21 protein-coding genes are annotated in these 25,777 nt (G+C 63.8%); 6 read left to right on the top strand and 15 right to left on the bottom strand.

Features of this window, described 5'->3' with window-relative positions:
• The 4 genes from HKK54_RS28015 to HKK54_RS28000 are packed head-to-tail and all read left to right on the top strand — an operon-like array spanning position 1 to position 5,198.
• On the top strand, positions 1-1,551 hold the full coding sequence (locus tag HKK54_RS28015) for an ABC transporter substrate-binding protein (RefSeq protein WP_169388570.1): 1,551 nt from the start codon (positions 1-3) through the stop codon (positions 1,549-1,551).
• Entirely contained in the window at positions 1,544-2,590 is a 1,047-nt protein-coding gene (locus tag HKK54_RS28010; protein ID WP_169388569.1) for an ABC transporter permease, read from the top strand. Before HKK54_RS28015 ends, HKK54_RS28010 begins: the two co-directional genes overlap by 8 nt.
• A complete protein-coding gene (locus HKK54_RS28005) occupies positions 2,587-3,423 on the top strand; it encodes an ABC transporter permease (protein WP_010171278.1) in 837 nt (278 codons plus the stop codon). The genes HKK54_RS28010 and HKK54_RS28005 overlap by 4 nt, the downstream gene beginning before the upstream one ends.
• Positions 3,420-5,198, top strand: a complete 1,779-nt coding sequence (locus HKK54_RS28000; protein WP_169388568.1) for a dipeptide ABC transporter ATP-binding protein — start codon at positions 3,420-3,422, stop codon at positions 5,196-5,198. Before HKK54_RS28005 ends, HKK54_RS28000 begins: the two co-directional genes overlap by 4 nt.
• An 87-nt stretch (positions 5,199-5,285) precedes the next feature.
• On the opposite strand, the gene HKK54_RS27995 is transcribed toward HKK54_RS28000, so the two are convergent.
• The 7 genes from HKK54_RS27995 to HKK54_RS27965 all read right to left on the bottom strand — a co-directional run bounded on the left by HKK54_RS27995 (position 5,286) and on the right by HKK54_RS27965 (position 14,830).
• Complete coding sequence (locus HKK54_RS27995) at positions 5,286-5,744, bottom strand: REP-associated tyrosine transposase (protein WP_169388567.1); 459 nt, start codon at positions 5,742-5,744, stop codon at positions 5,286-5,288.
• Positions 5,745-5,920: 176 nt separating this feature from the next.
• Positions 5,921-7,000 (bottom strand): LLM class flavin-dependent oxidoreductase, encoded by a 1,080-nt coding sequence (locus HKK54_RS27990; protein WP_010171267.1) that lies wholly within the window; start codon positions 6,998-7,000, stop codon positions 5,921-5,923.
• Positions 7,001-7,019: 19 nt separating this feature from the next.
• Positions 7,020-9,581: a TonB-dependent receptor plug domain-containing protein gene (locus HKK54_RS27985; protein ID WP_169388566.1), complete on the bottom strand. Its 2,562-nt coding sequence runs from the start codon at positions 9,579-9,581 to the stop codon at positions 7,020-7,022.
• A gap of 148 nt (positions 9,582-9,729) precedes the next feature.
• A complete protein-coding gene (locus HKK54_RS27980; RefSeq protein ID WP_010171263.1) occupies positions 9,730-11,286 on the bottom strand; it encodes an ABC transporter substrate-binding protein in 1,557 nt (518 codons plus the stop codon).
• Between the two features lie 4 nt (positions 11,287-11,290).
• Positions 11,291-12,499, bottom strand: a complete 1,209-nt coding sequence (locus tag HKK54_RS27975; protein WP_169388565.1) for an LLM class flavin-dependent oxidoreductase — start codon at positions 12,497-12,499, stop codon at positions 11,291-11,293.
• 13 nt (positions 12,500-12,512) lie between these two features.
• On the bottom strand, positions 12,513-13,739 hold the full coding sequence (locus tag HKK54_RS27970; RefSeq protein WP_010171259.1) for an alpha/beta hydrolase family protein: 1,227 nt from the start codon (positions 13,737-13,739) through the stop codon (positions 12,513-12,515).
• A gap of 14 nt (positions 13,740-13,753) precedes the next feature.
• A complete protein-coding gene (locus HKK54_RS27965; RefSeq protein WP_169388564.1) occupies positions 13,754-14,830 on the bottom strand; it encodes an ABC transporter substrate-binding protein in 1,077 nt (358 codons plus the stop codon).
• 402 nt (positions 14,831-15,232) lie between these two features.
• Between HKK54_RS27965 and HKK54_RS27960 the strand changes: the two genes are divergently transcribed.
• Positions 15,233-16,309 carry a sigma-54 interaction domain-containing protein gene (locus HKK54_RS27960; RefSeq protein WP_010171256.1) on the top strand — a complete coding sequence of 359 codons (1,077 nt, stop codon included), beginning with the start codon at positions 15,233-15,235 and terminating at the stop codon, positions 16,307-16,309.
• Between the two features lie 48 nt (positions 16,310-16,357).
• Positions 16,358-16,999, top strand: a complete 642-nt coding sequence (locus HKK54_RS27955) for an LpxA family transferase (RefSeq protein WP_169388563.1) — start codon at positions 16,358-16,360, stop codon at positions 16,997-16,999.
• An 825-nt stretch (positions 17,000-17,824) separates the two neighbouring features.
• Here the strand turns inward: HKK54_RS27955 and HKK54_RS27950 are convergent.
• The 8 genes from HKK54_RS27950 to HKK54_RS27915 form a co-directional block, all read right to left on the bottom strand.
• Entirely contained in the window at positions 17,825-18,595 is a 771-nt protein-coding gene (locus HKK54_RS27950) for an SDR family NAD(P)-dependent oxidoreductase (protein WP_169388562.1), read from the bottom strand.
• A 27-nt stretch (positions 18,596-18,622) separates the two neighbouring features.
• Positions 18,623-19,681 carry an L-rhamnose/proton symporter RhaT gene (rhaT, locus tag HKK54_RS27945; protein ID WP_169388561.1) on the bottom strand — a complete coding sequence of 353 codons (1,059 nt, stop codon included), beginning with the start codon at positions 19,679-19,681 and terminating at the stop codon, positions 18,623-18,625.
• A 40-nt stretch (positions 19,682-19,721) separates the two neighbouring features.
• Entirely contained in the window at positions 19,722-20,042 is a 321-nt protein-coding gene (gene rhaM, locus HKK54_RS27940; RefSeq protein WP_178121003.1) for an L-rhamnose mutarotase, read from the bottom strand.
• Positions 20,018-20,923, bottom strand: coding sequence for an amidohydrolase family protein (locus HKK54_RS27935; RefSeq protein ID WP_010171236.1), 906 nt, complete (start codon positions 20,921-20,923; stop codon positions 20,018-20,020). The genes rhaM and HKK54_RS27935 overlap by 25 nt, the downstream gene beginning before the upstream one ends.
• Before the next feature lie 72 nt (positions 20,924-20,995).
• Positions 20,996-22,429: an aldehyde dehydrogenase gene (aldA, locus tag HKK54_RS27930; protein WP_169388560.1), complete on the bottom strand. Its 1,434-nt coding sequence runs from the start codon at positions 22,427-22,429 to the stop codon at positions 20,996-20,998.
• 10 nt (positions 22,430-22,439) lie between these two features.
• Positions 22,440-23,240 (bottom strand): HpcH/HpaI aldolase family protein, encoded by an 801-nt coding sequence (locus HKK54_RS27925; RefSeq protein WP_169388559.1) that lies wholly within the window; start codon positions 23,238-23,240, stop codon positions 22,440-22,442.
• 11 nt (positions 23,241-23,251) lie between these two features.
• Positions 23,252-24,436: an L-rhamnonate dehydratase gene (gene rhmD, locus HKK54_RS27920; protein WP_169388558.1), complete on the bottom strand. Its 1,185-nt coding sequence runs from the start codon at positions 24,434-24,436 to the stop codon at positions 23,252-23,254.
• A 15-nt stretch (positions 24,437-24,451) separates the two neighbouring features.
• Positions 24,452-25,747: an MFS transporter gene (locus tag HKK54_RS27915; RefSeq protein WP_169388557.1), complete on the bottom strand. Its 1,296-nt coding sequence runs from the start codon at positions 25,745-25,747 to the stop codon at positions 24,452-24,454.
• Positions 25,748-25,777: the final 30 nt, after the last annotated feature.

Here is a 25,777-nt window from a genome sequence, read left to right as displayed (position 1 = left end):
ATGAGCGAAGGTTTTTCCCGCCGGGTGTTCCTCGGCAACAGCCTGGCCATCGGCGGCGGTTTGCTGCTGGGTGGCTGTGACAGCGGTGCAGCGCCGGCGGCGGTGCTGTCGAGCACACCGACTACCGGCGGACGCCTGCGCATCGGCATCATCGACGGCGACCAGTCCGGCAACCTCGATGCCCACAAACCGGTGGGCGGCGGGATCATTCGCGGCTGGGCGCTGTACAGCAAGTTCTGGGAATGGAACACCGACGTCAGCACGCGCCTGGCCCTGGCCGAGTTCGCCGAGCCGAACGCCGACGCCAGCGCCTGGATCATCCGCATCAAGCCAGGCCTGGAGTTTCACCACGGCAAGACCATCGGCGCCGACGACATGCTGTTCTCGCTGCTGCGCCTCACCGACCCGAAACTGGCCTCGCCGTTTGCCGGCCTGGTGGGTGCCATCGACCGCGATGCGCTGCGCAAGCTGGATGAGCGCACCATCGAAATCCGCTTCAAACAGGGCCAGAGCTTCTTCCCGCTGGATGAAACCCTGATCAGCTTCGGCGGCATCGTGCCCACCGACTACGACCCCATCAGCAATCCGGTGGGCGCCGGCCCCTACAAGCTCAAGCGCTTCGTGCCCGGCCAGCGTTCGCTCTACAGCCGGTTCGAGAATTACTACAAGCCCGGCCAGCCCTACGCCGACGAACTGGAAATCATCGAGTTCAAGGACCAGGTGTCGCGGGTCGCGGCCTTGCGGGCCGGGCAGATCGACGTCGCCAGTGGCGTGCAGGCCGAGCACAGCGCATTGCTCAAGGCCGACTCGCGCCTGTCGCTGTGTGTGTCGCCCAGCACCTCGTTCACCGGCTTCAACCTGAACCTGGCCAAGCCGCCGTTTGATGACGTGCGGGTGCGCCAGGCGTTCCGTTTGCTGGCCGATCGGCAGGAACTGGTAGACCGTGGCCTCAACGGTTTCGGGCGCATCGCCAACGACCTGTATTCGCCCCATGACCCCACCTACAACCATGACATTGCGCAGCGTCCCCATGACCTGGACCAGGCGCGTTCGCTGCTGCGCCAGGCCGGGCAGACCGATCTGCGTGTTGAACTGACGACCCCGTCCGGCCCCGGCGTGAATGCCGCGCTGGTGTTTGCCCAGCAGGCGAAGAAGGCCGGCGTGGAGGTGCGTGTGACCCAGGTCGACGGCGCCGTATTCAACGGCCCGCAGCGTGAACAGTGGCAGCTGTCGCCGGGTTCGACGCCGGCCCGTGGCTTCCTCGCGTCGGCGTTGCACAACGACGCACCGTTGGCGATCTACAACCGCAGCAATTTCCACGACGAGCGCTTCGACGCGCTGTACCGCCAGGCCCTGGCCCAACCGGATCTGCAACTGCGCAAAGGCCTGGTGCACGAGGCCCAGCAGATTCAACACGAGCGCGGTGGCCTGCTGATCTGGGGCTTCAACGACGTGCTGGACGCCGCGTCGGTACGGGTCGGCGGCCTCACGCCGGAACAGACCACCTTCGCCTCCTGGCGCTTTGACGAGTTGTGGTTGAACCATGTCTAAGCCCCTGCGAACGCCGGCCTGGCTGTCGTGGTTCGTCGGCCGCCTGGGCTACGGCCTGCTCACCGCCTGGGTGATCAGCCTGGTGGTGTTCATCGCCACCCAGGCGCTGCCCTCGGACCCGGCCCGGGTGATTCTCGGCCCCGACGCGCCGCTGCAAAGCATCCTCACCCTGCAACATCAACTGGGGCTGGACCAGCCGATCCTGCGGCAATACCTGCGCTGGCTCGGCTCGGCCCTGAGCGGCGACCTGGGGGTGTCACTGGACTCCAACGCGCCAGTCAGCAGCATCCTGTGGGGCCGTTTCGGCTACACCCTGGCGCTGCTCGCCGGGGTCATCGCCGTGGTGGTGCCGGCGGCGCTGGGCCTTGGTGTGTACCTGGCACTGCGCCGCGACAGCCACCTCGACCGCTGGAGCCTGTCGTTGCTGATTTTCCTCAAGGCCACGCCGGGCTTTCTGTTGGCCATTGGCCTGGTGCTGCTGTTTTCCATGCCGCATATGGACTGGTTGCCGGCGGTGTCGATCCTCGACCCGGATCAGTCGCTGTGGCGCCAGTTGCCGTTCCTCGTGCTGCCGGTGTTGGCCCTGAGCCTGTCGGCGCTGCCGTACCTCACGCGGATGGTACGTGCGGCGATGATCGACGCGCTGGAGTCCGACTACGTGATTGCCGCACGGCTACGGGGCATTCCCCATTGGCGGATCGTATGGCGGCACACCTTGCCCAATGCGCTGGTGCCGGCGATTCAAGGCGTGGCGCTGACCCTGCGCACGTTGATCGGCGGCGCAGTGCTGGCCGAGGTGATCTTCAGCTACCCCGGCATCGGCACGGCCCTTAACGCGGCGATCCAGATGCGCGATTTGCCGATGATCCAGGCCATCGTGCTGGTGATCACCCTGGCGGTGGTACTGATCAACCTATTGGCTGACCTGCTGACGGTGCTGCTCACGCCCAAGCTGCGCACGGCCCGTCGCGTGACAATGATTTCGCGCAACCGCCGGGGCATTACCCCGTGGTGGCGGCGCTCCCGAGGTGATGCATGAGCAAGAGTCGAGTTTCCCGCTGGCTGGCCGAGCCGCAGACCCGCAAAGGTGCGCTGATCACCGTGCTGGTGATCGCCGTGGCGCTGTTGGGCCCGTTGCTGGCGCCCCATGGTTCGACGGACATGGTCGGGCCGGTGTACGGCGCGCCAACGGGTTGGGCGTTGCTCGGGTATGACTTCCTCGGGCATGACGTGTTGTCGCGGCTGCTCAGCGGTGGCCTGTCGGTGTTGTGGATGTCAGTGGCGGCGGCGAGCATTGCCCTCGCGGTGGGCAGCACCCTTGGCTTGCTCGCCGGCCTGTCGCGGCGGCGCCTGGACCAGTTGATCACCTGGCTGGCGGACGTGTCCCTGGCGTTTCCCGACCTGATCCTGGTGCTGTTGATTGTCTCGATGCTGGGTCGTGCGCCGTGGTTGATCGTGCTCACGGTGTCGATTGCATTTATCCCCGGGGTGATTCGCCTGGCGCGGGCCAGCGCGGTGGCGGTGGCGGGGCAGGAATTTGTCGAGGCGGCGCAGATGATGGGCTATTCGCGGCGGCGGATCCTCTTCAAGGAGATCCTGCCGAACATCCTCACGCCATTGCTGGTGCACTTCGGCAACATGCTGACCTGGGGCGTGGGCATGCTCTCGGGCCTGAGTTTTCTCGGTTATGGCGTGGCGCCGCCGACGGCGGACTGGGGCTTGATGATCAATGAAAACCAGGCCGGGTTGCTGGTGCAGCCCTGGGCCGTGCTGGCACCGGCGGTGCTGATCGGCGTATTTGCCTATGGCACCAATATCCTCGCTGAAGGCATCGGCCGCAGCAGCGCGCGCCTGGGAGAAAAACAGCCATGAATGCGATCGCGGAAATTGCGACAACCGTGCTGCAGGTCAGCGGCTTGCGGGTTGAATTGCCGGGGCAGGTGGATGTGCTGTCCGGGGTGTCTTTTAGCCTGGAGGCCGGCGAAATCCTCGGGTTGGTGGGGGAGTCGGGATCCGGCAAGACCACGCTGGCCACCGCGCTGCTGGCCCATGCCCGGCGCGGCGCGCGGATTGTCGGGGGCCAGGTGCACATCGCCGGCCAGGCGCTGTTGGGCCTGGAAGGTGAAGCCTTGCGCCGCGCCCGTGGCAGCCTGATCGGCTATGTTGCCCAGGACCCGGCCACCGCGCTCAATCCGGCGCTGCGTATTGGCGGCCTGCTGCGCGAAACCCTGGCGGTGCATCCACTCCAGCTGGACAAGGCTGCGCAGCAACAGCGGATTATTGAAACCTTGCGTGATGTGGGTTTGCCGGATGACCCGGAGTTTCTACGGCGCTTTCCCCATCAACTGTCCGGCGGCCAGCAACAGCGGGTGATGCTGGCCCTGGCGTTCGTGCTGCGGCCCCGGCTGATCGTGCTGGACGAGCCCACCACCGCCCTGGACGTCACCACCCAGGCGCATATCCTCGCCACCTTGCGCCGCTTGTGCAAAAGCCAGGGCGTGGCGGCGGTGTATGTGTCCCATGACCTGGCGGTGATCAAGGACCTGGTGGACCGAGTCATGGTGATGTACGCCGGGCGGATTGTTGAAACGGCCAGCCGGGACGGGTTGTTCAGTCGGCCATCCCATCCCTACACCCGTGGCTTGCTGGCGGCGATTCCCGATGTGGCCGGGCGCCGTGAATTACGGGCGATTGGCGGGCATGCCCCGGCGCCGGGGCAGCGCCCTCAAGGCTGTGGCTTCGGGCCGCGGTGTGAGCGTTTTGGGCCTGAGTGTTCACAGCAGGAACCGCTATTGCAGACGCTGTCGGCGGGGCATGAAGTGGCGTGTTTCACGCCCCATGATCAGCCGTTGCAGCGCATCGCCCTGGCACCGATTGCCGCCGTGGATGCGCGCACCGATACCGCGCTGCTGGAGATCAGCGGGTTGAACGTGGCGTATGACCGGCAGGTGCTGTTTGACGTGTCGCTGCAGCTGCTGCCGGGGGAGTGCCTGGCGCTGGTGGGCGAGTCCGGCTCCGGCAAGACCAGCCTCGCGCGGGCCGTTGCCGGGTTGGGGGAGAATGCCGAAGGCGAGCTGCGTTATGCCGGGCAACCGTTGCCGCTGCAGGCACGGCAGCGTGAGGCGGGGTTGCGGCACCAGATTCAGTACATCTTCCAGAACCCGTATAGGGCGTTGAATCCGCGGCAGACGGTGTACCAGACCTTGAGTGCACCGCTGGCGCATTTCTTTGCCGTGAGCGGCGCCGCCGCACGGGAACGGGTGGAGGCGGTGCTCAAGCGCGTATCGCTGCCGGCGTCAGTGGCCGGGTTGTATCCCCACAGCCTGTCTGGCGGTGAGCGCCAGCGCGTGGCGATTGCCCGGGCGTTGCTGTGTGAGCCGAAGCTGCTGATCTGCGATGAGATCACCTCGGCGCTGGACGTCTCGGTGCAGGCGTCGATCCTGGATTTGCTGCGCCAGTTGCAGCGGGACGGTTTGACGTTGTTGTTTGTCACCCACGACCTGGGCGTGGTGCGGGCGATTGCCGACCGGGTGCTGGTGCTGAAGGTCGGGCGGGTGGTGGAGCAGGGCGCGGTGGATAGCGTGCTGGATCAGCCGCAGGCGGCGTATACGCAGACGTTGCTGGAGCATTCGCCCTCGCTGGGCTGACCGACACTGCTGCGCAGTGATCGCCGGCAAGCCGGCTCCTACACGAAACCTGTAGGAGCCAGCTTGCCGGCGATGGCGTCCGTCCGTTCACACCCAAATGGCATCCCACAGCGGATAGTCATGTACCCGCCGCACCAGCCCCGCCCGTATTGGGTTGGCGATGATGTAACGAGCCACGGCCTGCAGGTCTTCCTCCCGACGAATCGCCCGATCGTGAAAACCTTTCTGCCAGAAACGCCCCGAGCGCCCCAAGTGCGCGTTAACCGCACGCGCACTGCGGGACTTTGTTGCAAGCATCAGTTGCGGCAACGTGCTGTGTTTGAGTTCGACCAGCCAATGGAAATGATCGGGCATGACGACCCAGGCGAGAGAGTCAACCAAACCTTCGGTTTGGGCCTGACGGAATTGATGAACGACTAATCGGCCTACCCGCCAATCGGTGAAGACAGGATCGCGGTGCTGGGTGACTGCTGTCAGCATGTAAATCCGCCCGGGTTCGGAATAGCGGCCGGTGCGTAGGTGTTTGGCGTGAGGAAGCGTGGACATTCCTTGTCCTCCTGTTGGAAATACAGGCAGGAAAGGCTAGTGCGTAACGTCGAGATTTGGCGCGGGCTTTTGGCTCAGGGTGTGTCTGTGGGGGCGCCATCGCCGGCAAGCCGGCTCCTACAGGTGTGCGCGTTTTACTGTAGGAGCCGGCTTGCCGGCGATGGTGGAGGCCGTCTTTACGCGGCCTTTCTGCGCCGGGCTTCCTCGCGCACTGCCGGAATGATCCAGCGCCCATAATCCACGGTGTCATACAGCGGGTCATACCCCCGGTTCAAAAACGTCGTGACCCCCAGGTCCACATAATCCAGCAGCGCCTGGGCCACGGTCTCCGGTGTGCCTACCAATGCCGTGGTGTCGCCATACGCCCCCACAGCCGTCGCCGTCGGCATCCACAACGCGCGGTCATGCCGGTCGCCTAAAGCCGCCGCTGCCAGCAAGCGTTCCGACCCCGTTCCCTTGATTCGCTTCTGCCACGGACTGCCCGCCGCAAACTGTGGATTGGCCTTGATCTGCTCCAGGATCTGCTCGGCCCGTTGCCAGGCCAGTTCCTCGGTCGCGCCCAAAATCAGGCGCACCGACAAACTCACCCGCGGCGCCTGCACACCCGCTGCACTGGCCGCCGCCTTGAGCTTGGCAATCTGCTCCGCCACACCGCTCAACGGTTCGCCCCACAGCGCATACAGATCCGCATGCTTGACCGCAATCTGGTACGCAATGTCCGACGAGCCACCAAACGAAATCGGGATATGGGGCTGTTGCAGCGGCTTGACCGGGGAAAACGCCCCCTTGATGTTGAAGTACTTGCCCTCGAAGTCGAACGGCTCTTCGGCGGTCCAGGTGCGCCGCACTATCTCCAGGTATTCGTCGGTGCGTTGGTAGCGCTCGGTCTTGTCCAGCAGGAAGTCGCCTTCCTGGGGCTCGGCGGTGATGCCGGTGATGGCGTGCAGGCGAATGCGCCCGCCACCGGTGGTGTGGTCCAGCGTGGCGAAGGCCCGGGCTGCGACTGTCGGCGCGGTGAGCCCCGGGCGGTGGGCGATCATGAAACCCAGGCGTTCGGTGTGCGCCGCCGCGTAGGCGGCGATTTGCAGGCTGTCGGCACTGCCGGGCCCGCTGGCGATCAGCACCCGGTCAAAGCCTGCGTGTTCATGGGCGCGGGCGTGGTGGCGGATAAAATCGAGGTCGAAATCCGGGCTGCGCACGCCACGGGTCTCGGACCATTGGCGGGGGAAGATCATGCCGACAAATTCAATGGACATGCTGAGGCTCCTTTGAGGGTTAGAACTGGTAGTCGACCTGGGCCAGCAAGGTGCGGCCAGGCATCGGTTGCAGGAAGGTGTTGGTGGAGCCGGCCAGGCCGCTGACGAAGTTCAGTTCGTTGGTCAGGTTCAGCACGCGCAAGGTGGTGCTCCACTGCGGCTGGCGGTAGTACACGGCAAGGTCGAGGTTGTATTCGTTGGGGATCTTTACGGTCTTGCTCAGGTTCAGGTACCAGTTGCTGGTCCACCAGCCGGACAGCTCGGCGCCAAAGCCCGAGTCGAAGCGGTAGTCGACGTAGCCACTGGCGGTGTATTCAGGAATCTGCACCGCGTCGAAACGCCCGGAAGGCCGCTGGTTGAGGCTGTTGTTGTCGCCGAACACCGTGCCGTTGTCGGGCACGAACCCGGCCGAGGCAAAGCCCGCCTGGGAGGTGAATTCGTTGTAGGCGTTGAGCTTGGACAGGTTCAAGCCGCTGCGCAGGTGGTCATCCGGCTGATAGCGCACGGTGGCTTCCACGCCCTTGATCACCAGCCGCGCGATGCTGTTGTTGCTGTCTGGCGCCTGGTCCCGGGCCTGCTTGAACGCGGCGAGGGTCATGAACAATTGGTTGGGCACCGCTTCCACCTTCACGCCCACTTCGTGCAACACGCTCAGGCTCTGGAACGCCAGCGGGTTGAGCAGGTTGGCGCCACTGCCGCTGCCCCACCCCAGGCCGTTGGAAAAGAACCCGGTGTTGACCGCCAGCGAGCGATCGAAGGTGTAGTAGAGCGTGGTGTTTTCCGTGGGCTTGACGTAGGGGCTGACCTGGAATGCGAACAGCCGGTAATTGTCACTGTCCTTGCGCGGGTTGCCGCCGGCGAGCACGAACGGGTTATCGATCTCGGCCTCGATCCAGCTGCGGCTGGCGCCGATGTTCAGGCCGAAATAGTCGCCGTACTTGAGGTTGTGCTGGCTGAACAGGGTCTTGGTGGTCCAGGTGCTTTCGGCGGTGTAGGGCGCCACGGATTCGGCATAGAGCCCGTGCCCGGCCGGGTACATCGGCGGCAGGTTCAGCCAGCCGTAGTAATTCGAATACTGCGGCACGCCGGGCTGGCCGATCCACGCGCCATTGCCACCGGCCGGGTTGGCACCGGTGAGGCCCAGCAGGTCGCCGGGGTTCTTGCCCGAAGAGTCCTGGGTCAAGTCATAGGCGTTGATGGTGGAGCCGAAGCTGTTGTTGGCAGCGATCGACTGGTTGAACTCGCGGCGATAGATCAGGCCGGTGTTACTGTCATCCCGCAGGGTCCAGCCCCCCAGGCGGGTTTCATTGCGTGAGCGGAATTCGAAGCGGTTGTCGAAGATGTTGTCTTTGGATTGCACCTGGAACGAACCCACGGCATCGGTGATGTCCTTGGAGCGTTGGTAGAACGTGCTGTTGGCCAGCGTGATGGTGGGCGACAGGTCGGCCTCGATACGCAGCTGCGTGGTAAAGCGCCGGGAGCTGCTCTCGTCTTCCTTGCGTTGCCCGGTTTGTGAAGACAGCGAGCGTTCGCCGTTACCCGCCAGCGTCGGGTCATACACCCAGCCCCGCAGGCTGCCGGGGTTGCTCTGGGTGTTGGGCGAGGCGGTCTGGAAGCTGCCATCCACCACGCTGTATTGGCCCTGGGCATTGCGTTGGCGTTTGACCCAACCCAGGGTTGGCGCATCGGTGGCGCCGGAGGCCAGCACCGGTGACCACAGGGTGTTGCCGTTCTGGATAATCGGCGTGGCGCGGCCGGCGTAGTACTTGCCGTTGTCCACCAGGTCCTGGGTGGCGCGGTTCCAGCCGTGGGTGATGTTGTAGTCGTAGTAGTTGTCGTAGCTGGCGTTCCAGTCCACCCGCACGTTGTCGTTGCGCCAGGCGAGGGCGCCGTAGAAAGCGTCGAAGTTGTTGTCGACGTTGTCGTAGAAGTCCTGCTGGCGCTGCTTGGTGATGCTCAGGCGGTAGGCCAGGTTGTCACTCAAGGGGCCGGTGTTGTCGATGCTGAACTTGTTGGAACTGCGGGAGGTGCCGTCCGGTATCCACGAGCCCAGTTCACCGCTGAGTTTGGTCTTGAACGCGTCGAAGTCGGGCTTCTTGCTCAGGTAGTTCACATAACCGCCGCTGCCGGACACCGAGCCGTAGGTGACCGAGGACGGTCCGGCGACGATGTCGGCACCTTCATAGGCGTTGAAGTTTGCCGGGTGGCGCACGCCATAAGCGCGCTGGCCGTCCTGGAACACCTCGGAGCCCTGGGCGCGAAACTGCGGGGCGATGCCGGCGTTCTGGCCGCCGCCCCGGGTGATGCCGGGGGCGTACTTGACCAGGTCGTCGGCGCTGCGGATCGAGTCGTTGGCCAGTTGCTCGGCGTTGATTTGCACCACCGAGCGCGGCGTATCGAGGACTTTGGTTTCGGTACCGCCGTACACCGACGTCGGTGGGCGAGTGGGCAGGGCGTCGTCATCGGACTGGCTGGCACTGGCCTGCACGGTCACGGTTTGCAGTTGGGTATCGGCGGCAAAGGCCTGGATTGGCAGGCTTGCGGCCAGCAGCAGAGGTAAACGCAAGGCGATAGCGTGCATGGCAGAAATGCCCCATAAAAAGAATGAAGAGCGCACGGTCCCTTGTAGGAGCCGGCTTGCCGGCGATAAGGCCCTCGAGCCCTGCGCCGGTCGACCGGACGCCATCGCCGGCAAGCCGGCTCCTACAGGGCGATACGGTGCAAGTGGCTCAGGCGGTGTCTTTGAGCCAGAGCTTTTCGAAGCGCCAGGTGCTGAACAGCGACTCTTCCGACTGCGCGCCGCCGACGCGGGTGGAGACGCTGTCGAGCAAGTCGGCATAGCCCCAGATCAGCATCCCGCCGCGTTCGTACTGGATCTGCTGGACCTGATGCACCAGGGCCTTGCGTTTTTCCAGGTCGGGCTGGGCCATGGCGGCCAGGAACAGCTCACTGAATTGCGGGTCGTTGAAGTGGGTCTTGTTGGACACCGCAAACGGCGCGTCGGTATGGATCGCACTGGCCAGGAACGGCGCGCCGATGCTGCCGCCGGTGCTCAGGGTCCAGTCGTTTTTCAGCGGGCCCTGGAAAGTCGCCAGGTCCACCTGCTTGACCTTGAGGGTCACGCCGATACGTTTGGCCTGTTCGGCCAGCACCAGCGCCGAACTCAGTCCCGGCCCCGGGGTGGTGATCAATTCCACCTCAAGGTTCTCCTGGCCGGCGTCCTTCAGCAGTTGTGCCGCGCGTTGCGGGTCGTAGGGGCGTGGGCCGAGGTCGTGGTTGAACGTCGGGTCGCTGGGTGCATACAGGTCGTTGGCTACCCGGCCCTGGCCGTTCAGCGCGCGGCGCACCAGCTCTTCACGGTCGGCCATCAAGCGAAACGCTTCGCGCACCCTTGGGTCGTTGAACGGCGGCTTGTCGAGGTTCATGTCGAACGACAGCCAGTTACCGGTCACCGAGGTGATGACCTTCAGGCGTGGGTCCTTTTGCAGGATCGGCAACTGCTCGGTGGGCATCACATTGGCCATGTCGATTTGCCCGGAACGCAGGGCGGCCAGGCGCGAGACCTGATCCTTGAAGTCGATGATCTCCAGCTCATCGGCGTAGGGCTTGCCGTCCTTGTAGTAGTTCTCGAAGCGGGTAAACAGTGAGCGCTGGCCGGGGGTGAAGCTTTTGAGCTTGTAGGGGCCGGCGCCCACCGGGTTGGTGACCGGGTGGTAATCCACCGGCACGATGCCGCCGAAGTTGACCCAGGTTTCTGCCAGCGGCATGTAGCTGCGCCCGTCGCGAAAGCTCAGGCGCACGGTGCGGTTGTCGAGCTTGACCAGGTTGTCGCGGTCCACCCAGTGCAGCAGCGCCGCGTAGGGCGAGGCCAACTGTGGGTCGGTGAGGCGGCGGATCGAGAAGATCAGGTCATCAGCGTCGATGGTCTTGCCGTTGTGAAACTCCAGGCCGGGGCGCAGGCGCAGGGTCCAGCTGCTGGCGTCGGCATTCGGCTCGGCAAACTCGGCCAGGGCCAGGCGCGGTTGCATCTGCTCGTCCCATTCCCAGAGCTTGCTGTACAGCGCAAAGCCGCGAACGATGCCACTGCCCACGGGCTTGTGGGCATCGAGGTTGCCACTCTGGTTGCCATCCAGGATCCCCAGGCGCAGGCGCCCGCCGTAGCGCGGCTGGTCGTTGGCGGTGACGCTTTTGGGCGTGTCACCGGGGCCGCAACCGGCCAGCAGCAAGCCGCCGCCGACGGTCACGCTGTAGCCGAGAAAGTCCCGGCGGCTAAGCAGTAGGCTCATGGCATCAGACTCCGGCCGGACCGTTGGAGGAACGCAGTTCCAGCACGGGCTCCTGGGAGCGGCTCAGTTCGGCGCGTTCATTGAAAAAGTGCGGCAGGATGTGCTCGCCCAGGCGGTAGGCTTCCTCCAGGTGCGGGTAGCCGGCAAGGAAGAACAGGTCGATGCCGATGGCGTTGTACTCGCGAATTCGCGCCACCACGTTCTCGTAGCTGCCCACCAGCGCGCAGCCCGGCGGAATGCCGATGTAGCCAAAGCCGGTCCACACATTGGGGTGGATGAAGAAGTCATCGAAGCCCTGGGTTTCGGTTTTTTCGCTGAAGCCGTGCTCATAGCTGAGCTTGCGTGCCGTACGCAACCCGGCATGGGCCGCCACGGCCTTGACCGCGCCCCGGGCGATGCCTTCGTCGAAGAAACGCTTGGCTTCAGTGCGGGCCAGTTCTTCGGTTTCCCGGGTGATCACGTCAATCGACAGGCCGAAGCGAATGTCGGTGCGGCCCCATTTCAACGCGCGCTCGCGCAGGTCGGCGATCAGGGCGGCGATTTCGTCCGGGTGTTCGGCGCGCATCAGGTAGAAGTCGGCGTGCTTGGCGGCAAACTCCCGGGCGGCGATGGACGAACCGGCGGTGCAGATCAGCGGCAACTGGGCTTTCTTCAACGGCCCGCGCAAGCCGCCACCGTCGGCCTTGTAGAACTTGCCGTCGTAGTGGAAGGTTTCGTTGTGCCAATAGCCCTTGACCACGTCCATGAATTCGGTGGCGCGTTCGTAGCGTTCATCGTGGTCGCTGAAGTCGCCCACCTGGCGTTGAATCGCGTCCGAGCCGCCGTTGATGATGTTCCACACCAGGCGGTTGCCGGTGGCGCGCTGGTAGGTCGCCGCCTGCTGCACGGCCACCCACGGGGTGTAGTGGTAGGGCTGGAACGCGGTGACAAATTGCAGGGTGCGGGTTTCCCGGGCCAGCAGCGCGCAGACGGTCCACGGCTCTTCGCCGGTGGGCGCGTTGACCATCAGCGCGCCGCCAAAGCCGTTGATTTCCGCAGCCCTGGCGATTTGTCCGAGGTAGTCGATGTACGTGAAGTGATCACCGACACTGAAGCCCGACACCGCACCGGTGCTGGGCCCGCCGCGATGCCAGTCGCCACGGTTGCGTGGGTCGCCGGGCAGGAACTGGGTTTCGCCGTGCAGTGGCAGGCGGGTAAAGAATTCGATGCTCATGCAAGCCTCCTGCTTATTGCGCGGTGGGGGCGCAGATCGGGGTGATCGGCTGGTCGTTGATGACCTTGTGGGCAAACGGGATCGAGTCCTTGAGCGACGCGTTGACCGTGGCGCTGTGGCCCAGGCCTTTGTACAGGTGGCCTTCGACGATGGAGCCGGCCTTGCATGCGTCCTGCATCAACTTGACCTGGGTCGCGGCGGCCGGGGTGGTGTCTTCGGCGCCGGTGCCGATGAAGATCGGCTTCGAGGTTTTCAGCGTCGGGTAGGACACTTGCGCCAGCCACGGGGCGAGCTGCTTGCCCTTGTAGTCTTTCTTGGTGTTGGCGATGCTCAGGCCGAGGCCTTCCACGTCGCCTTCGAGGGCGAACAGGCAACTGGTGCGGGCCTGCTCGAAAATCGGCAGGGCTTTTTCGGTGTAGAAGTCGGCCGGGTTGATGCTCGGGTCGTATTGCTGGGCGGCGAGCAGGGTGTAGAAGCCGTAGGCCAGGGTTGGGTCGACCTTGTTGCGCACTTCTTCGCTGGGGTTTTTCGCGTAGTCGAGGGTGTAGATCACACCGGTGCCGATGCTGCCTTTCACTCCCAGGTCCGGGGCGTAGGTGGCGGCATACGCCGCGGCAGCGAAGGCACCGGCACCGCCCTGGGATTGACCGACGATCAACACCTTGTCGGCCAGCCCGGGTACCCCGGCCACCACGGCCTTGGCGGCGTCGAGAATTCCGTAGGCGGCCATGCGGCTATTGAGCAATGGGTGGCCGCCGGGCACGCCGAGGCCCTGGTAATCGGTGGCGACGACGGCAAAACCTTCGGCCAGCCAGCGATTGAGGTAGGCCACGTCACGGTACGAGCGACCTTGCCAGGACGGTGCGCACACGTCCGCCACGCCCACGGTGCCATGGCCCCAGCTCGCCACCGGCCAACCACCGGCAGGCGGCGTGCCTTTTGGCAGGAACAGCGCGCCGGACACCACGATCGGTGTCTTGTTATCGATGCCGTCGGTGGAGGTGTACAGAATCCGTTGGGCGCTGGCGGCGTTGGCCAGGCTCAGGGTGCTGTCCAGGGGCTCGCTGCGCAGCAGTTTGCCGGGAACGGCCGGGATGGCTTTTTCCCAGGTGTAGAACGCCGAGACGCGGCCATCGCCTTGCAGCGGGTCGGGTTTGGGGGCGTAGGTGTCGGCAGCGAACACGCTCATGGACAGGGCCAGAACGCTGAGGCCAAAGGCAAAGGAGTGCGGCAGTTTCATGCTCAATTTCCCTATTACGGATTAGTGCTGACCTGGCCACGCAGGGCTGGCCAGTAGTCAGTGAGTTTCAGGTCGATCAGGGCCTGGTTGGTAAAGCCGGTGGCCAGTGACGGGCCGATGTCGTAGGTGTCGCGAATCAGGTGATTGGCCAGGGCGTAGGTGGTGAGGGCCTGGTAATGAGCCTTGAGTTGCTGGTCGCTTTTTGGCGCCCAGCGATCCTTCCAGGCCACCGGATCGTCCTGATCGTCACGGCGCAGCACGCTTTCGGCGGTGCCGGCGCGGGAAGACAGCTGGTAATAGGCGTCCTGGTTCTGTGGCTGGGAAATCCACCACGCGGCTTTCACCCAGGCCGTGGCGAGCAATTGGGTGATGTCCGGGTGCTGCTGCACGAAGGCCTCGGTGCCCCACAGGTCGGAGACCAGGCGCCAGTCGTTGCTGCCTTGTTTGGTCGACCAGATGATCTTGCCCACGCCCTTGTCTTCCAGGGCATAGGCCTCGCTGAGCAACACCGCCGCGTCGACCTTGCCGGCAGACACGGCCGCGGCGCCGACTTGCGGGTTGAGGTTGGCGATCTTGAAGTCGTCGAGCTTCAGGCCCTTGCTGGCCAGGAAGTTGCTGAAGGCGAACTCCCATGGCCGGCCGCGATGCAGCGCCAGGCGCTTACCCTTGAGGTCGTCGATGGTTTTCGCGGGGGAGCCTTCGGGCACCACCAGGTAGATATTGTTGCCGCTGCCACCGGGCACGATCAGCTTGCCCGGCACACCGCCGGCCCCGGCGATTACCGAAGGCAGGTCACCGCGCACGGCGAAGTCCAGGCTGTTATTGCTGAAGCCTTCGTTGATCTGCGGCCCGGCGCCGGCGTGAGGCAGGGCGATCCACTCCAGCTTGACCCCGCGTTCACGCAGTTGCGCTTCGAGCCAGCCGTCTTCGATGACGCGCCCGGCGATGCCGCCGAACACCGGCTTGCCCCCTTGCGTGTAGGCGACGATGGCGATCTTCACCGACGCCGGTGGCGCCTGTTCAGCCAGCACGCCGGTGCTGACCAGCACACCGAACACGGTGGCAATGCTGTTGCGCCAGAAACTTTTCATTGGGATCTCCCTGCTAAGTGATCGCGACCCCTTGTAGGAGCCGGCTTGCCGGCGAAAGCGTCCGTTTAGTCGGTGCAAGGCTTGAGGGCCTCATCGCTGGCAAGCCGGCTCCTACAGGGGAGGTGGCGTTGGGAGGGAGAGAGCAGATTGCATGCCATCAGTGGAAAAACGCGCTGCACGCCTTGTAGAACGTGGCTTTGCGGGTTTTCGAAGAGCCGCCTGGCAATGGCTTGGTGCTGATCTGCGCACAGGCAGGTGCTGGCCGATTGCTGCTCCAGCAGCAGGTGGGGTGTGATGTGTTGGTATATTCTTTTCGGGAATATATAAATATTAATTAATAATTAAATGGTATAGAAAACTTCATGCACTATTGACACGCGCTTTTACTGCCAGGAATGCACCATGTCGCTGATCACCCACCCTAACGCCCGTGAATTGACCAAGTCGGTGCGCGCCACCGTGCTGGTCTTCAAGGACCCGCGCTCACAGGAATTGCTCGCACGTATCGAGCGCCTGGCCCCCAGTGAGGCCAACACCTTGATCATCGGCGAGACCGGCACCGGCAAGGAACTGGTCGCGCGTCATATCCATCATCTGAGCCGTCGCGGGCGTGAGCCGTTTGTGGCGGTGAACTGCGGCGCGTTTGCCGAAACCCTGGTGGAAAGCGAGTTGTTCGGCCACGAAAAAGGCGCGTTCACCGGCGCCACCACCCACAAGGCCGGCTGGTTTGAAGCCGCCAACGGCGGTACGTTGTTTCTGGATGAAATCGGCGATTTGCCGTTGAACATGCAGGTCAAATTACTGCGGGTGCTACAGGAGCGCGAAGTGGTGCGCCTGGGTTCGCGTACGCCGATTCCGATCAACGTACGGCTGGTGGCGGCCACCAACGTCAACCTCGCCGACGCGGTGGTGGCCGGGCACTTCCGTGAGGATCTGTTCTACCGCCTGCACGTCGCCACCATCCGCCTGCCGCCCCTGCGGGAGCGTCCCGGCGACATCCTGCCGCTGGCGGAATTTTTTCTTGAAGAACACTGCCAGCGCCTGGGCTACAACCGCGCTTCGCTGAGCATCGATGCCGAGCGCAAGCTGCTGGAACACAGCTGGCCGGGCAATATTCGCGAGTTGGAAAACGCGATTCACCATGCGTTGCTGGTGTGCCGTAATCAGTTGGTGCAGCCGCCGGACCTGCACCTGGTGGACATGCGTTCCTCGGGCATTCGCCAGGACGAGGCAAACCAGGCCGCGCCCGCGATCACCGGGCCGGTGAGCCTGGAGGCGGCGCTGAATGCGTTGTTCGAGCAGAACATTCCGGACCTTTACGAGCACATCGAGGAGACGGTCTTTCGTGCGGCCTATCGTTACTGCCATGGCAACCAGTTGCAGACCGGGCGCTTGCTGAATATCAGCCGCAACATTGTGCGGGCGCGGTTGGAAAAGATCGGCGAACTGGGCAAGCCGGTGCTGCTCGACGGGCAGTGACGGGGGTGTTAGCGTTTCGGGCTTCTCTGATCTGTAGAGGGCTCGACGTTGATTCGACTCACCGATTACATCGCGGATTTTTCCCGTTCGCCGCTGGCACCCTGGGTTGACCTTGCACCCTGGGAACTGGTGACCCAGGCGCCTGGCATCGTGCGTCAATTGCTGGCGGGGCTTTCTGACGACGATTACGAGATTCATGACGAGATCGCCGTGCACCGTACTGCGGTGGTTGAAGCTGGCGCTGTTTTGAAAGCGCCGCTGATCATTGGTGCCCACTGTTTTATCGCGGCCGGGGCTTACCTTCGTGGTGGTTGCTGGGTGGATGAATATTGCATCTTCGGGCCGGGTGCGGAGCTCAAGACGTCCTTTGTTTTCAGTGGCAGCAAGTTGGCGCACTTCAACTTTGTGGGTGATTCGGTGTTGGGGCGCGGGGTGAATCTGGAGGCGGGCAGTATCGTTGCGAATTACCGTAATGAGCGGGATGACAAGGAGGTCCAGGTGCGGGTTGATGGGCAGTTGCAGCGTACCGGGTGCGACAAGTTTGGGGCGCTGTTGGGGGATCAGTCGCGGGTTGGAGCCAATGGTGTGTTGGCACCGGGGGCGGTGCTTGCGGTGGGTAGTGTGGTCAGGCGGGGGAGGTTTTTGATTGTGAGGGGTAGGGGGCTTTTGGGGTACATATCCGTTGGTTGAGTAACGGCTGCTTATGGTTCCGCTCTTACAGCGGGTCACTTTGGAAAAGCCCCAAAGTAACCAAAGGGCTCTGCCCCGCCTGTCGGCACCTCGCCTAGGCTCGGTGTTCCCTCACTCCGGCATTGCTCCGCGGGCCGCCGCGACGGGGCGTCCCTGCCCCGTCGCGGCTAAACCGGCGTCCTGCCGGTTTACCCGCTCCTCAATCCCTGCGTTCGGCCTCGGGCTTATTGGGGCAGTCAGGGCCAGATCAAGATCAAAATCTACAGCACAGCGGCCTACAGGCCGGCTTGAGTGGTAGAAGCCAGATCAAAAGCGAAAGCCAAAGCGAAAACCAAATCTGAAACGGATGCGGCTCTGCTTTTCTGTGGGAGCTGGCTTGCCTGCGATGCGGACACCTCGATTTTTCAGGTACATCGAGGCGATGCCATCGCAGGCAAGCCAGCTCCTACAGGGGATCGTGCCCGCTTTAGATTTTGATCTTGCCTTTGCTTCACACCACTCAAGCCGGCCTGTAGGCCGCTGTGCTGTTGATCTGCTTTTGATCTTGATCTTAGGCGCCCCGTTAAACCACGCTGGCCGAACGCAGGTAGTACGGAGCGGGTAAACCGGCAGGACGCCGGTTTAGCCGCGACGGGGCAGGGACGCCCCGTCGCGGCGGCCCGCGGAGTAATGCCGGAGTGAGGGCACACCGAGCCTAGGCGAGGTGCCGAGTGGTGGGGCAAGAGCCTTTTGGTTACTTTTGGGCTCCTTTCAAAAGTGACCCGCTGTAAGAGCGGAACCAATCGAAGCCATCACCCAAAAAACGGATATGCCCCCCAAAAAAAGCTACTGCAAGTTGACAAACAACCCCCCGTCTACCAACAGCGAAGCCCCGGTCACATACCGCGCCATATCCGAAGCAAGAAACACAATGGGGCCAGCAACGTCGTCGGGCTCGCCCAACCGCCCCAGCGGCGTACGTGACGTCATGTACGCCAACTTCTCCTCATCCGCCAAATCCTCCTTGTTGATGTCGGTAGCAATCGTCCCCGGCAACACCGAATTACAGCGAATGCCATACGGCCCCAACGCAATCGCACAGGACTGCATCAACGAGTGCAGCCCGGCCTTGGTCGGCGTGTAATGCGTTTGCATCCCGCCACCCACCAGCGCGCTGATGGAACTGACGGCGATGATCGCGCCGCCCTTGCCCTGGTTTTTCATCTGGTTGGCCGCCGCCTGCACGGCGAAGTAGGCGCCGTTGAGGTTGGTGTTGACCGTCTTGAGGTACACCTCGCGCGGCATGTCGAGGAAGGAGTGAAACGGGCAAATCCCGGCATTGTTGACGAACACATCCACACTGCCGAATGCCTTGAGCGCGCCCGCCACCAGCTTGTCACCGGTGTCCGGGTCAGCGGCATCACCGCCCACTTCAACCGCCTGCCCACCAAACCCCTTGATCTCCTCGATCAACGACAACGCCGCCTCAGTTCCCTGGCCACTGCCACTATGACCAATCACCACACGAGCCCCCTGGCGCGCGCACTCACGGGCAGCAGCGCGTCCGATACCCCGGGAAGCGCCAGTAATAATCACGGTTTTATCTGCAAGTAACATAAATGAACTCCTCGAAAACAAACGGCCTCAGCCGAGATAGTTGCCGTAACCGACCATGGCGATAGCGCCGAGAATCACCGCGATACCGGCCACCAATACGCTTTTATTGGTAGCACTGGTGCCTTGCCATTCGCGGAAATACAGGCCCCAGCCGTTGGACACGATGATGATGAACGACATGTGCAGCACCCACGAACTGGCATCGTTCTGCAGGCGGCTTTCGCCCATGCCGTAGAAGAAAAACTGCAGGAACCACAGGGTTCCGGCGCACGCCACCAGCAGGTAATTGCTTAACAGCGGCGTGCTGCGGTCGGTGTAGTTGTGGAACGTGCGGTTGCGCCAGTTCAACCACAGGCACCAGAGGCCGTTGGTGGTCAGGCCACCCCACATGATCACCATGAAGGTCACGTTGTTCTGGAACAGGCTGTTGGCGCCGTGCTCGACAGCCGCGGCAGCCAGTGGGCGCCCGGCTGAAATACCGTAGCTGAAGCACGCGCTCAGCACCCCGGATATCACCGCTACCAGCATGCCCTTGGCCACCGAGAACTCGCTGATGCTGGCGAATTTCACCGCTTCCGGCACTTCCCGTTCCTTGATCAGCCCGGCCTTACCGCACACGGCGATGCCCACCAGCGATACCGCCACGCCCCACAGCACCCAATGCCCGCCCTGGGAGGCGAGCATTGAGGTCAGGGTGCCTTCGGTGGCGTCGGTGAAGAGGTCGCGGTACAGCGCCGGCATCAAGGCGCCGAGGGCCGAGGTCAGGCCCAGTACCAGCGACATGCCCAAGGACAACCCGAGGTAGCGCATGGTCAGGCCGAACGTCAGCCCGCCAATGCCCCAGAGCACGCCGAACAGGTAGGTCCAGAGCAGGGTGCTGGTGTCGGCCTGGCGCAGGATGTCGGCCCAGCCGGGCACGGTCAGTTGCGCGGCAATCAGCGGCACGATCAGCCATGACACCAGGCCGCCGGTGATCCAGTAGCTTTCCCAGGCCCAGCCGCGGACTTTCTTGTAGGGGATGTAGAAGCTTCCGGAGGCGAAGCCGCCGATGAAGTGCAGGATCACACCGAAGAGAATGATTTCCACGTAGTCGAATCCTTTTTTATTGTTGTGGTACCGCGCTGATTCAGCCTGGAGTGAGGCTGAACATCGGGATCAAATTCACGCTGACGGGCGAGGCGTCCGGGTGGCTGGGCATGATGTCTTGCATGTAGTGCCACCAACGCTGCATCAGCGCGGTGCCAGGCAAGGTGTCGAGGCGGTGCTGGTCTTCGTGGGTCATCACGGCGAACAAGGCGTTGCTGGCCTCGTCGAGGTAGATCCGGTAGTCCACCACGCCGGCATCGCGCAGGGCCTGGGCCAGTTCCGGCCAGATCGCGTCATGGCGTCGACGGTACTCGGCGTGCTGCCCGGGGTTGAGGTTCATGCGAAAGGCTCGGGTCTGCATGACTGGCCTCCGTGGGGTGGCGTGGGGCTGTAGATCCGCACCGCGTTGTGCAGGAAAAACTTGCCCTGTACGTCCTCGGGTTTGCCCGCCAGGCAGGCTTTCACCAGGCCCAGGGTGGTGGCGAAATTGGCCAGGTGATCGCTGTTGGGCCAGTCGCTGCCAAAGAAGCAACGGTCTTCGCCGAAGGCTTCCCACAGCACCGCCAGGCGGTCGTTATAGAAGGCCGGGTCAAGGATCAGGCCCTGCGGGCCGACCTGGGGGATTTCCGCCAGTTTGGCAAACACATTGGGCCGCTCGGCGAGGCGCATCAGGTCGGCGTGGTACGCCGATGCTTCACCGGCCGGCACGCTGGCGTTGGGCAGGTGATCGACAATGATGCGCAGCTCGGGCAAGGCATCGCTCACGTGCAGCAGCCCTTTGATCAGGCGTGGGTTCGGGTTGGCGCTGTCCAGGCTGCGCCCATATTCGGCGAGGCGGCGCAGGCCGTCGATAAAGCCGGGGCGCGTCTGGTCGTCGAGCAGATCGCGGTCCCACAGGTTGCCGTAGCGCAGGCCGAGGAACAGCGGTTCATGGGCCAGGGCTTCAAGGTCTGCTGCAAAGTCGCTGTGCAGCGGGTCGAGGTTGCCGACGAAACCCAGCAGGCGTGGATCGCTGCGCAAGGTTTCCAGGAGCCAGCGGTTGTCGTCGCGCCACGGGCTGGCTTCCACGGCAATCGCACCGATCACGTTATGGTCGCCCGCCAGCGCCCAATAATCCGCCGGCAAATGCGCGGCATACAGCGCGTTACCGGGTTCGGGCCAGGGAATGCCCTGGGGGCGGCGCGGGTCGAACAGGTGCAAGTGGCTGTCGATGATCGGGCCGTTGTAAGGGGTAAGAGGCATTGCGCAATCCTTGTCGGAAGAATTGATCGGGAAGGGCCCGCACGCTACCGCGCCAGGGCCCGTTGCACCACCTCAGCCCTGCAGGTACACCGCGTGGGTATGGGTGTACTCATACAGGCCGTGCTTGCCATCGGCGCCGCCGATTCCGGATTTACGCACACCGGCATGGAAGCCTTGCATGGCTTCGAAATTCTCGCGGTTGACGTAGGTTTCGCCGAACGACAAGTCGCGCACCGCCTGCATCGCCTTGCCCAGGTCGCGGGTGTAGATCGACGACGTCAGGCCATAGTCACAGTCGTTGGCCAGGGCGATGGCCTCATCCAGGTCGTCGACAATCTGGATCGGCAGTACCGGCCCGAAGATCTCCTCGCGCATGATTTCCATGTCGGCGCGGCAACCGGCCAATACCGTGGGCTGGAAGTGAAAGCCCTGGCCCAGGTCGGCAATCTGCCCACCGGTGACCAGCGATGCACCCTGGCCCAGCGCGGTGCGCACCTTGCGATTGACGCTGTCCAGGCCCTGGCGGTTGATCAGCGGGCCCATCTCCACATCGGCCTGGGCGATGGGATCGCCATAGCGGGTGGCAGCCATCGCGGCGCTGATGCGCTCGATAAACTGGTCGGCCACCTTGCGGTCCACGTACACCCGCTCGGCGCAGTTGCACACCTGGCCGCTGTTGATGATCCTTGAGGCGCGAATGGCGTTTACCGCGAGGTCCAGGTCGGCATCGGCGAGGACAATGGCGGGGGCCTTGCCGCCCAGCTCCAGGTTGAGCTTGGTGATGTTCGGCGCGGCGGCGGCCATGATCCGCGAGCCGGTGGCGACGCTGCCGGTGAAGCTGATCATGTCCACGCCCTTGTGGGCGGTGAGGGCGCCACCGACGTGGCCATCGCCGCAGACCACGTTGAAGACCCCGGCTGGCAGATCGGTTTCGGCCACCAGTCTGGCGAATTCAAAGCAATTGTTGGGCGTCTCCTCGCTGGGCTTGATCACGATGGTGTTGCCGGTCAGCAACGCCGGGGCCATCTTGCGGGCGATCAGGAAGAACGGGAAATTCCACGGCAGGATGCCGGCCACCACGCCCAGCGGCTTGCGAAACAGAAAGATGTTTTCGTTGGGCCGGTCGCTGGTGATGATCTCGCCTTCGATGCGTCGCGCCCACTCGGCCATGTAGTCGAGGTAGTCGGCGGTGAAGTTGACTTCGACTTCCGCCAGGCCCGTGACCTTGCCTTGCTCCAGGGTGATGGTGCGTGCCAGGTGGGCGACGTTTTCCCGCAGCTTGGCGGCAATGCGGCGCAAGTGCCCGGCGCGTTCGATCGCGGGTTTGCGGGCCCAGTCTTTTTGCGCATGACGGGCAGCGGCCAGGGCCTGATCGACGTCTTCAGCGGTGGACGCCGGGACCTTCGACAGCAGGGCGCCGGTAGCCGGGTTCAACACCTCCAGGTGGGCATCGCTGGGGGTAAAACGGCCGTTGATGAAATTCTGGTAGACCGGTACGGATGACATGGGCAGCTCCTCAGTAAGTGCGTGACGGCGCCTGGGCGTCGGCGACGGGGCGGTAGCGGGCCAGTGCGGCCATGGCGCTCTGGCGCAACAGGCTGATGTCGATGGCCACTGCGATGAACTGGCAGCCCCAGGCTTGGTAACGGCGGGCGTCGTCTTCGTTGGGGGCGAGGATGCCGCAAGCCTTGCCGGCCGCCAGCGTGGCGTCGACCGCGTGCCGGATACGTTCCTGCACTTCGGGATGCCCTGGGTTGCCGGCGTGACCGAGGCCGATGGACAGGTCGGCCGGGCCGATAAATACCGCGTCCACACCTTCGACCGCCGCAATCGCCGCGACGTTTTCCACCCCGAGACGTGACTCCACCTGCACAATCAGGCACAGCTGTTCATGGGCGGTATTGAGGTAGTCGGCCACGCCGTCCCAGCGGGTAGCGCGGGTCAAGCCGCCGCCGACACCACGAATGCCGTGGGGCGGATAACGCATTGCACGCACCAGGGCCTGGGCCTGTTCGGCGGTTTCCACCATCGGGATCATCAGCGTCTGGGCGCCCACATCCAGCAGTTGCTTGATCAGGTTGGCGTCGCTGCTCACCGCGCGAACCACCGGCGCGGTGCCATAGGACGCCACGGCCTGGAGCTGGTTGAGCACGCTGGGCACGGTGTTGGGGGCGTGTTCGCCGTCAATCAGCATCCAGTCATAACCGGTGCTGGCGACGATTTCGGCGGCATAGGCCGTGGCGAAACCGGCCCAGATCCCGTATTGCGCGGCGTCTTTACGCAGCGCGGCCTTGAAAGCGTTGTGGGGCATGTTCATGGCAGGAGTCCTCAGCGGTTATACGGACGGTGCAGTTGGCAATCGGGGTTGAGGTCCACGCCAAACCCCGGCTTGTCGAGCACCGACAGGCGCATGCGGCCCTTCACCGGCACTGGCTCGCCGAGCAGTTGCGGGTGAAACATCGGCACCACTTCGTCGGCCTTGGGCGCCATCATCAGGAACTCGGCGAACGGGCTGTTATGGCGGGTGGCGACAAAGTGGTAGCTGTAGACCGACGAGCCGTGGGGCACCACCAACGCGTTGTGGGCGTCGGCCAGGGCGGAGATTTTCACCAGTTCGGTGAGGCCGCCGCACCAGCCCACATCCGGCTGGATAATGTCGCAGCAGCCCATCTCCAGCAGCATGCGAAAGCCCCAGCGGGTGGCTTCGTGTTCGCCGGTGGTGACCAGCATGCCCTTGGGCACGTTGTTGCGCAGGGCGGCATAGCCCCAGTAGTCGTCAGGCGACAGCGCTTCCTCGATCCACTTCAAGCCAAATTCGTGGGCGCCGGTTGCCAGTCTGGTGGCGTAGTTCAGGTCCAGGCTCATCCAGCAATCGAGCATCAGCCAGAAGTCCGGGCCGACCCGTTCGCGCATGGTCGCCAACTCCTCGAGGTTTTTGCGCAGGCCTTCTTCGCCCTCCGACGGGCTGTGGTGCAGGGGCATCTTGCCGCCGATAAAGCCCATCTTCTGCGCCAGGTCCGGACGAGCGCCGGTGGCGTAGAACTGCAACTCGTCCCGCACCGCGCCGCCGAGCAACTGGTGCACCGGCTCCTGGCGGATCTTGCCGAGCAGGTCCCACAGCGCCAGGTCCACACCGGAGATCGTGTTGATCACCAGCCCCTTGCGCCCGTAGTACAGAGTGGACTGGTACATCTGGTCCCAGATTTTCTCGATATCGGTGACGCGGGCGCCTTCCAGGAAGCGCGCCAGGTGTTTCTCGACGATGTAGGCGGCGGGTTCGCCACCGGTGGTCACGGCAAACCCGACGGTGCCGTCGCTGGCCTCGATTTCCACCACGAGCGTGCCGAGTACGTTGATCCCGAAACTGCGGCGGCTCCGGCGGTATTCGGGGTATTTGCTCATGGGGGTGCTGATGTGATCGTCGATCCAGTGGCCGTCTGCCTGGTCGTGGTAGTCCGCGCCGCCGCCGCGCAGCACAAAGGCGCGTACGTGCTTGATAGTGATGTTGCCCATGGTGTGACTCCTTGATTAAACAGTGGCCGGCGTGTTCGTCGCTTTTTGGCCTGGCGAATGGATACCGAGTACCAGCAAGGCGGCGAGCACGGTGGTGGCGGACAGCAGGTAGAGGCCGGCCGCAGGGGAGTGGAAGGCGGTTTCTGCCCAGTTCTTCAGCACCGGGGCGATAAACCCGCCGAGGGCGCCGAAGGAGTTGATCAACGCGATGCCGGCGGCCGCGGCGCTGCCCGCCAGGTAGCTGGAGGGGAAAGTCCAGAACACCGGTTGCACAGCGATAAATCCCGAGGCGGCGAAACACAGGGCGAGCATGCCCAGCAGCGGGTTGGCGAAGGTCACGGAGCAGGCAATCCCGGCGGCGGCCATCAACAGGGTCAGGGACGCGGTTTTGCGGCGCTCGCCGGTGCGGTCGGAATAGCCGGGAATCCACCAGGCGGCGAACAGCGCGCACACCCACGGAATGGCCGAGACCAGGCCCACCATCAAGCCGACCCTGGTGCCCAAAAGGCCGCTGACCTGAGTGGGCAAGTAGAACACCACGCCGTAGACGCTGGCCTGGATCAGCAGGTACACCAGGCACAGGTACAGCACGCTGGGCTGGCACAGCACATTGAGCAGGCTGTGCCCGTGGGTGGTTTTGTGTTGGTCTTCGCGGTCCAGCAGGTCCTGGATCTGGCGCTGCTCTGCCACGGTCAGCCATTTGGCATCGGCGGGGCGGTTGTCCAGGTACCAATAGGCCCAGATGCCGACCGCCGTGGCCATCAGGCCTTCCACGGCGAACAGCCATTGCCAGCCGTGCAGCCCGGAGAACCCGTCCAGCTCCAGCAACAGACCCGACAGCGGGCTGCCGAAGATGAAGGCCAGGGGCGCGCCAAAGTAGAAGAACCCCATGGCCTTGCCGCGTACCGCAGACGGGAACCAATAGGTGAGGTAGAGAATGACACCGGGGAAAAACCCGGCTTCGGCCACGCCCAGCAGGAAGCGCAACACGTAGAAGCTGGTTTCGTTATGGGCAAACATCATGGCGGCGGACACCAGGCCCCAACTGACCATGATCCGGCACATCCACAGGCGGGCACCGACGCGATGCATGATCAGGTTGCTCGGCACTTCCAGCAGCGCATAGCCGACAAAAAACACCCCGGCGCCAAAGGCGAAAGCGGCATCACTGAGGCCGGTGTCGGCCTGGAAGGCTTGCTTGGCGAACCCGACGTTGGCGCGGTCGAGGAAGGCCATGATGTACATCAACAGCAGGAAGGGCAGCAGCCGCCAGGAAATCTTGGCGAGCAGAGACGCAGGCAGGGTCTTCATGGGTCAGTCCGGTTGTTTTGTTCTTATGGG

The sequence above is a fragment of the Pseudomonas sp. ADAK13 genome, from assembly GCF_012935715.1.
In the GTDB taxonomy this organism is placed as follows: Bacteria; Pseudomonadota; Gammaproteobacteria; order Pseudomonadales; family Pseudomonadaceae; genus Aquipseudomonas.
Note: the sequence above shows the minus strand (reverse complement) of the source record. Positions and strands in the feature narration are given on the sequence as shown.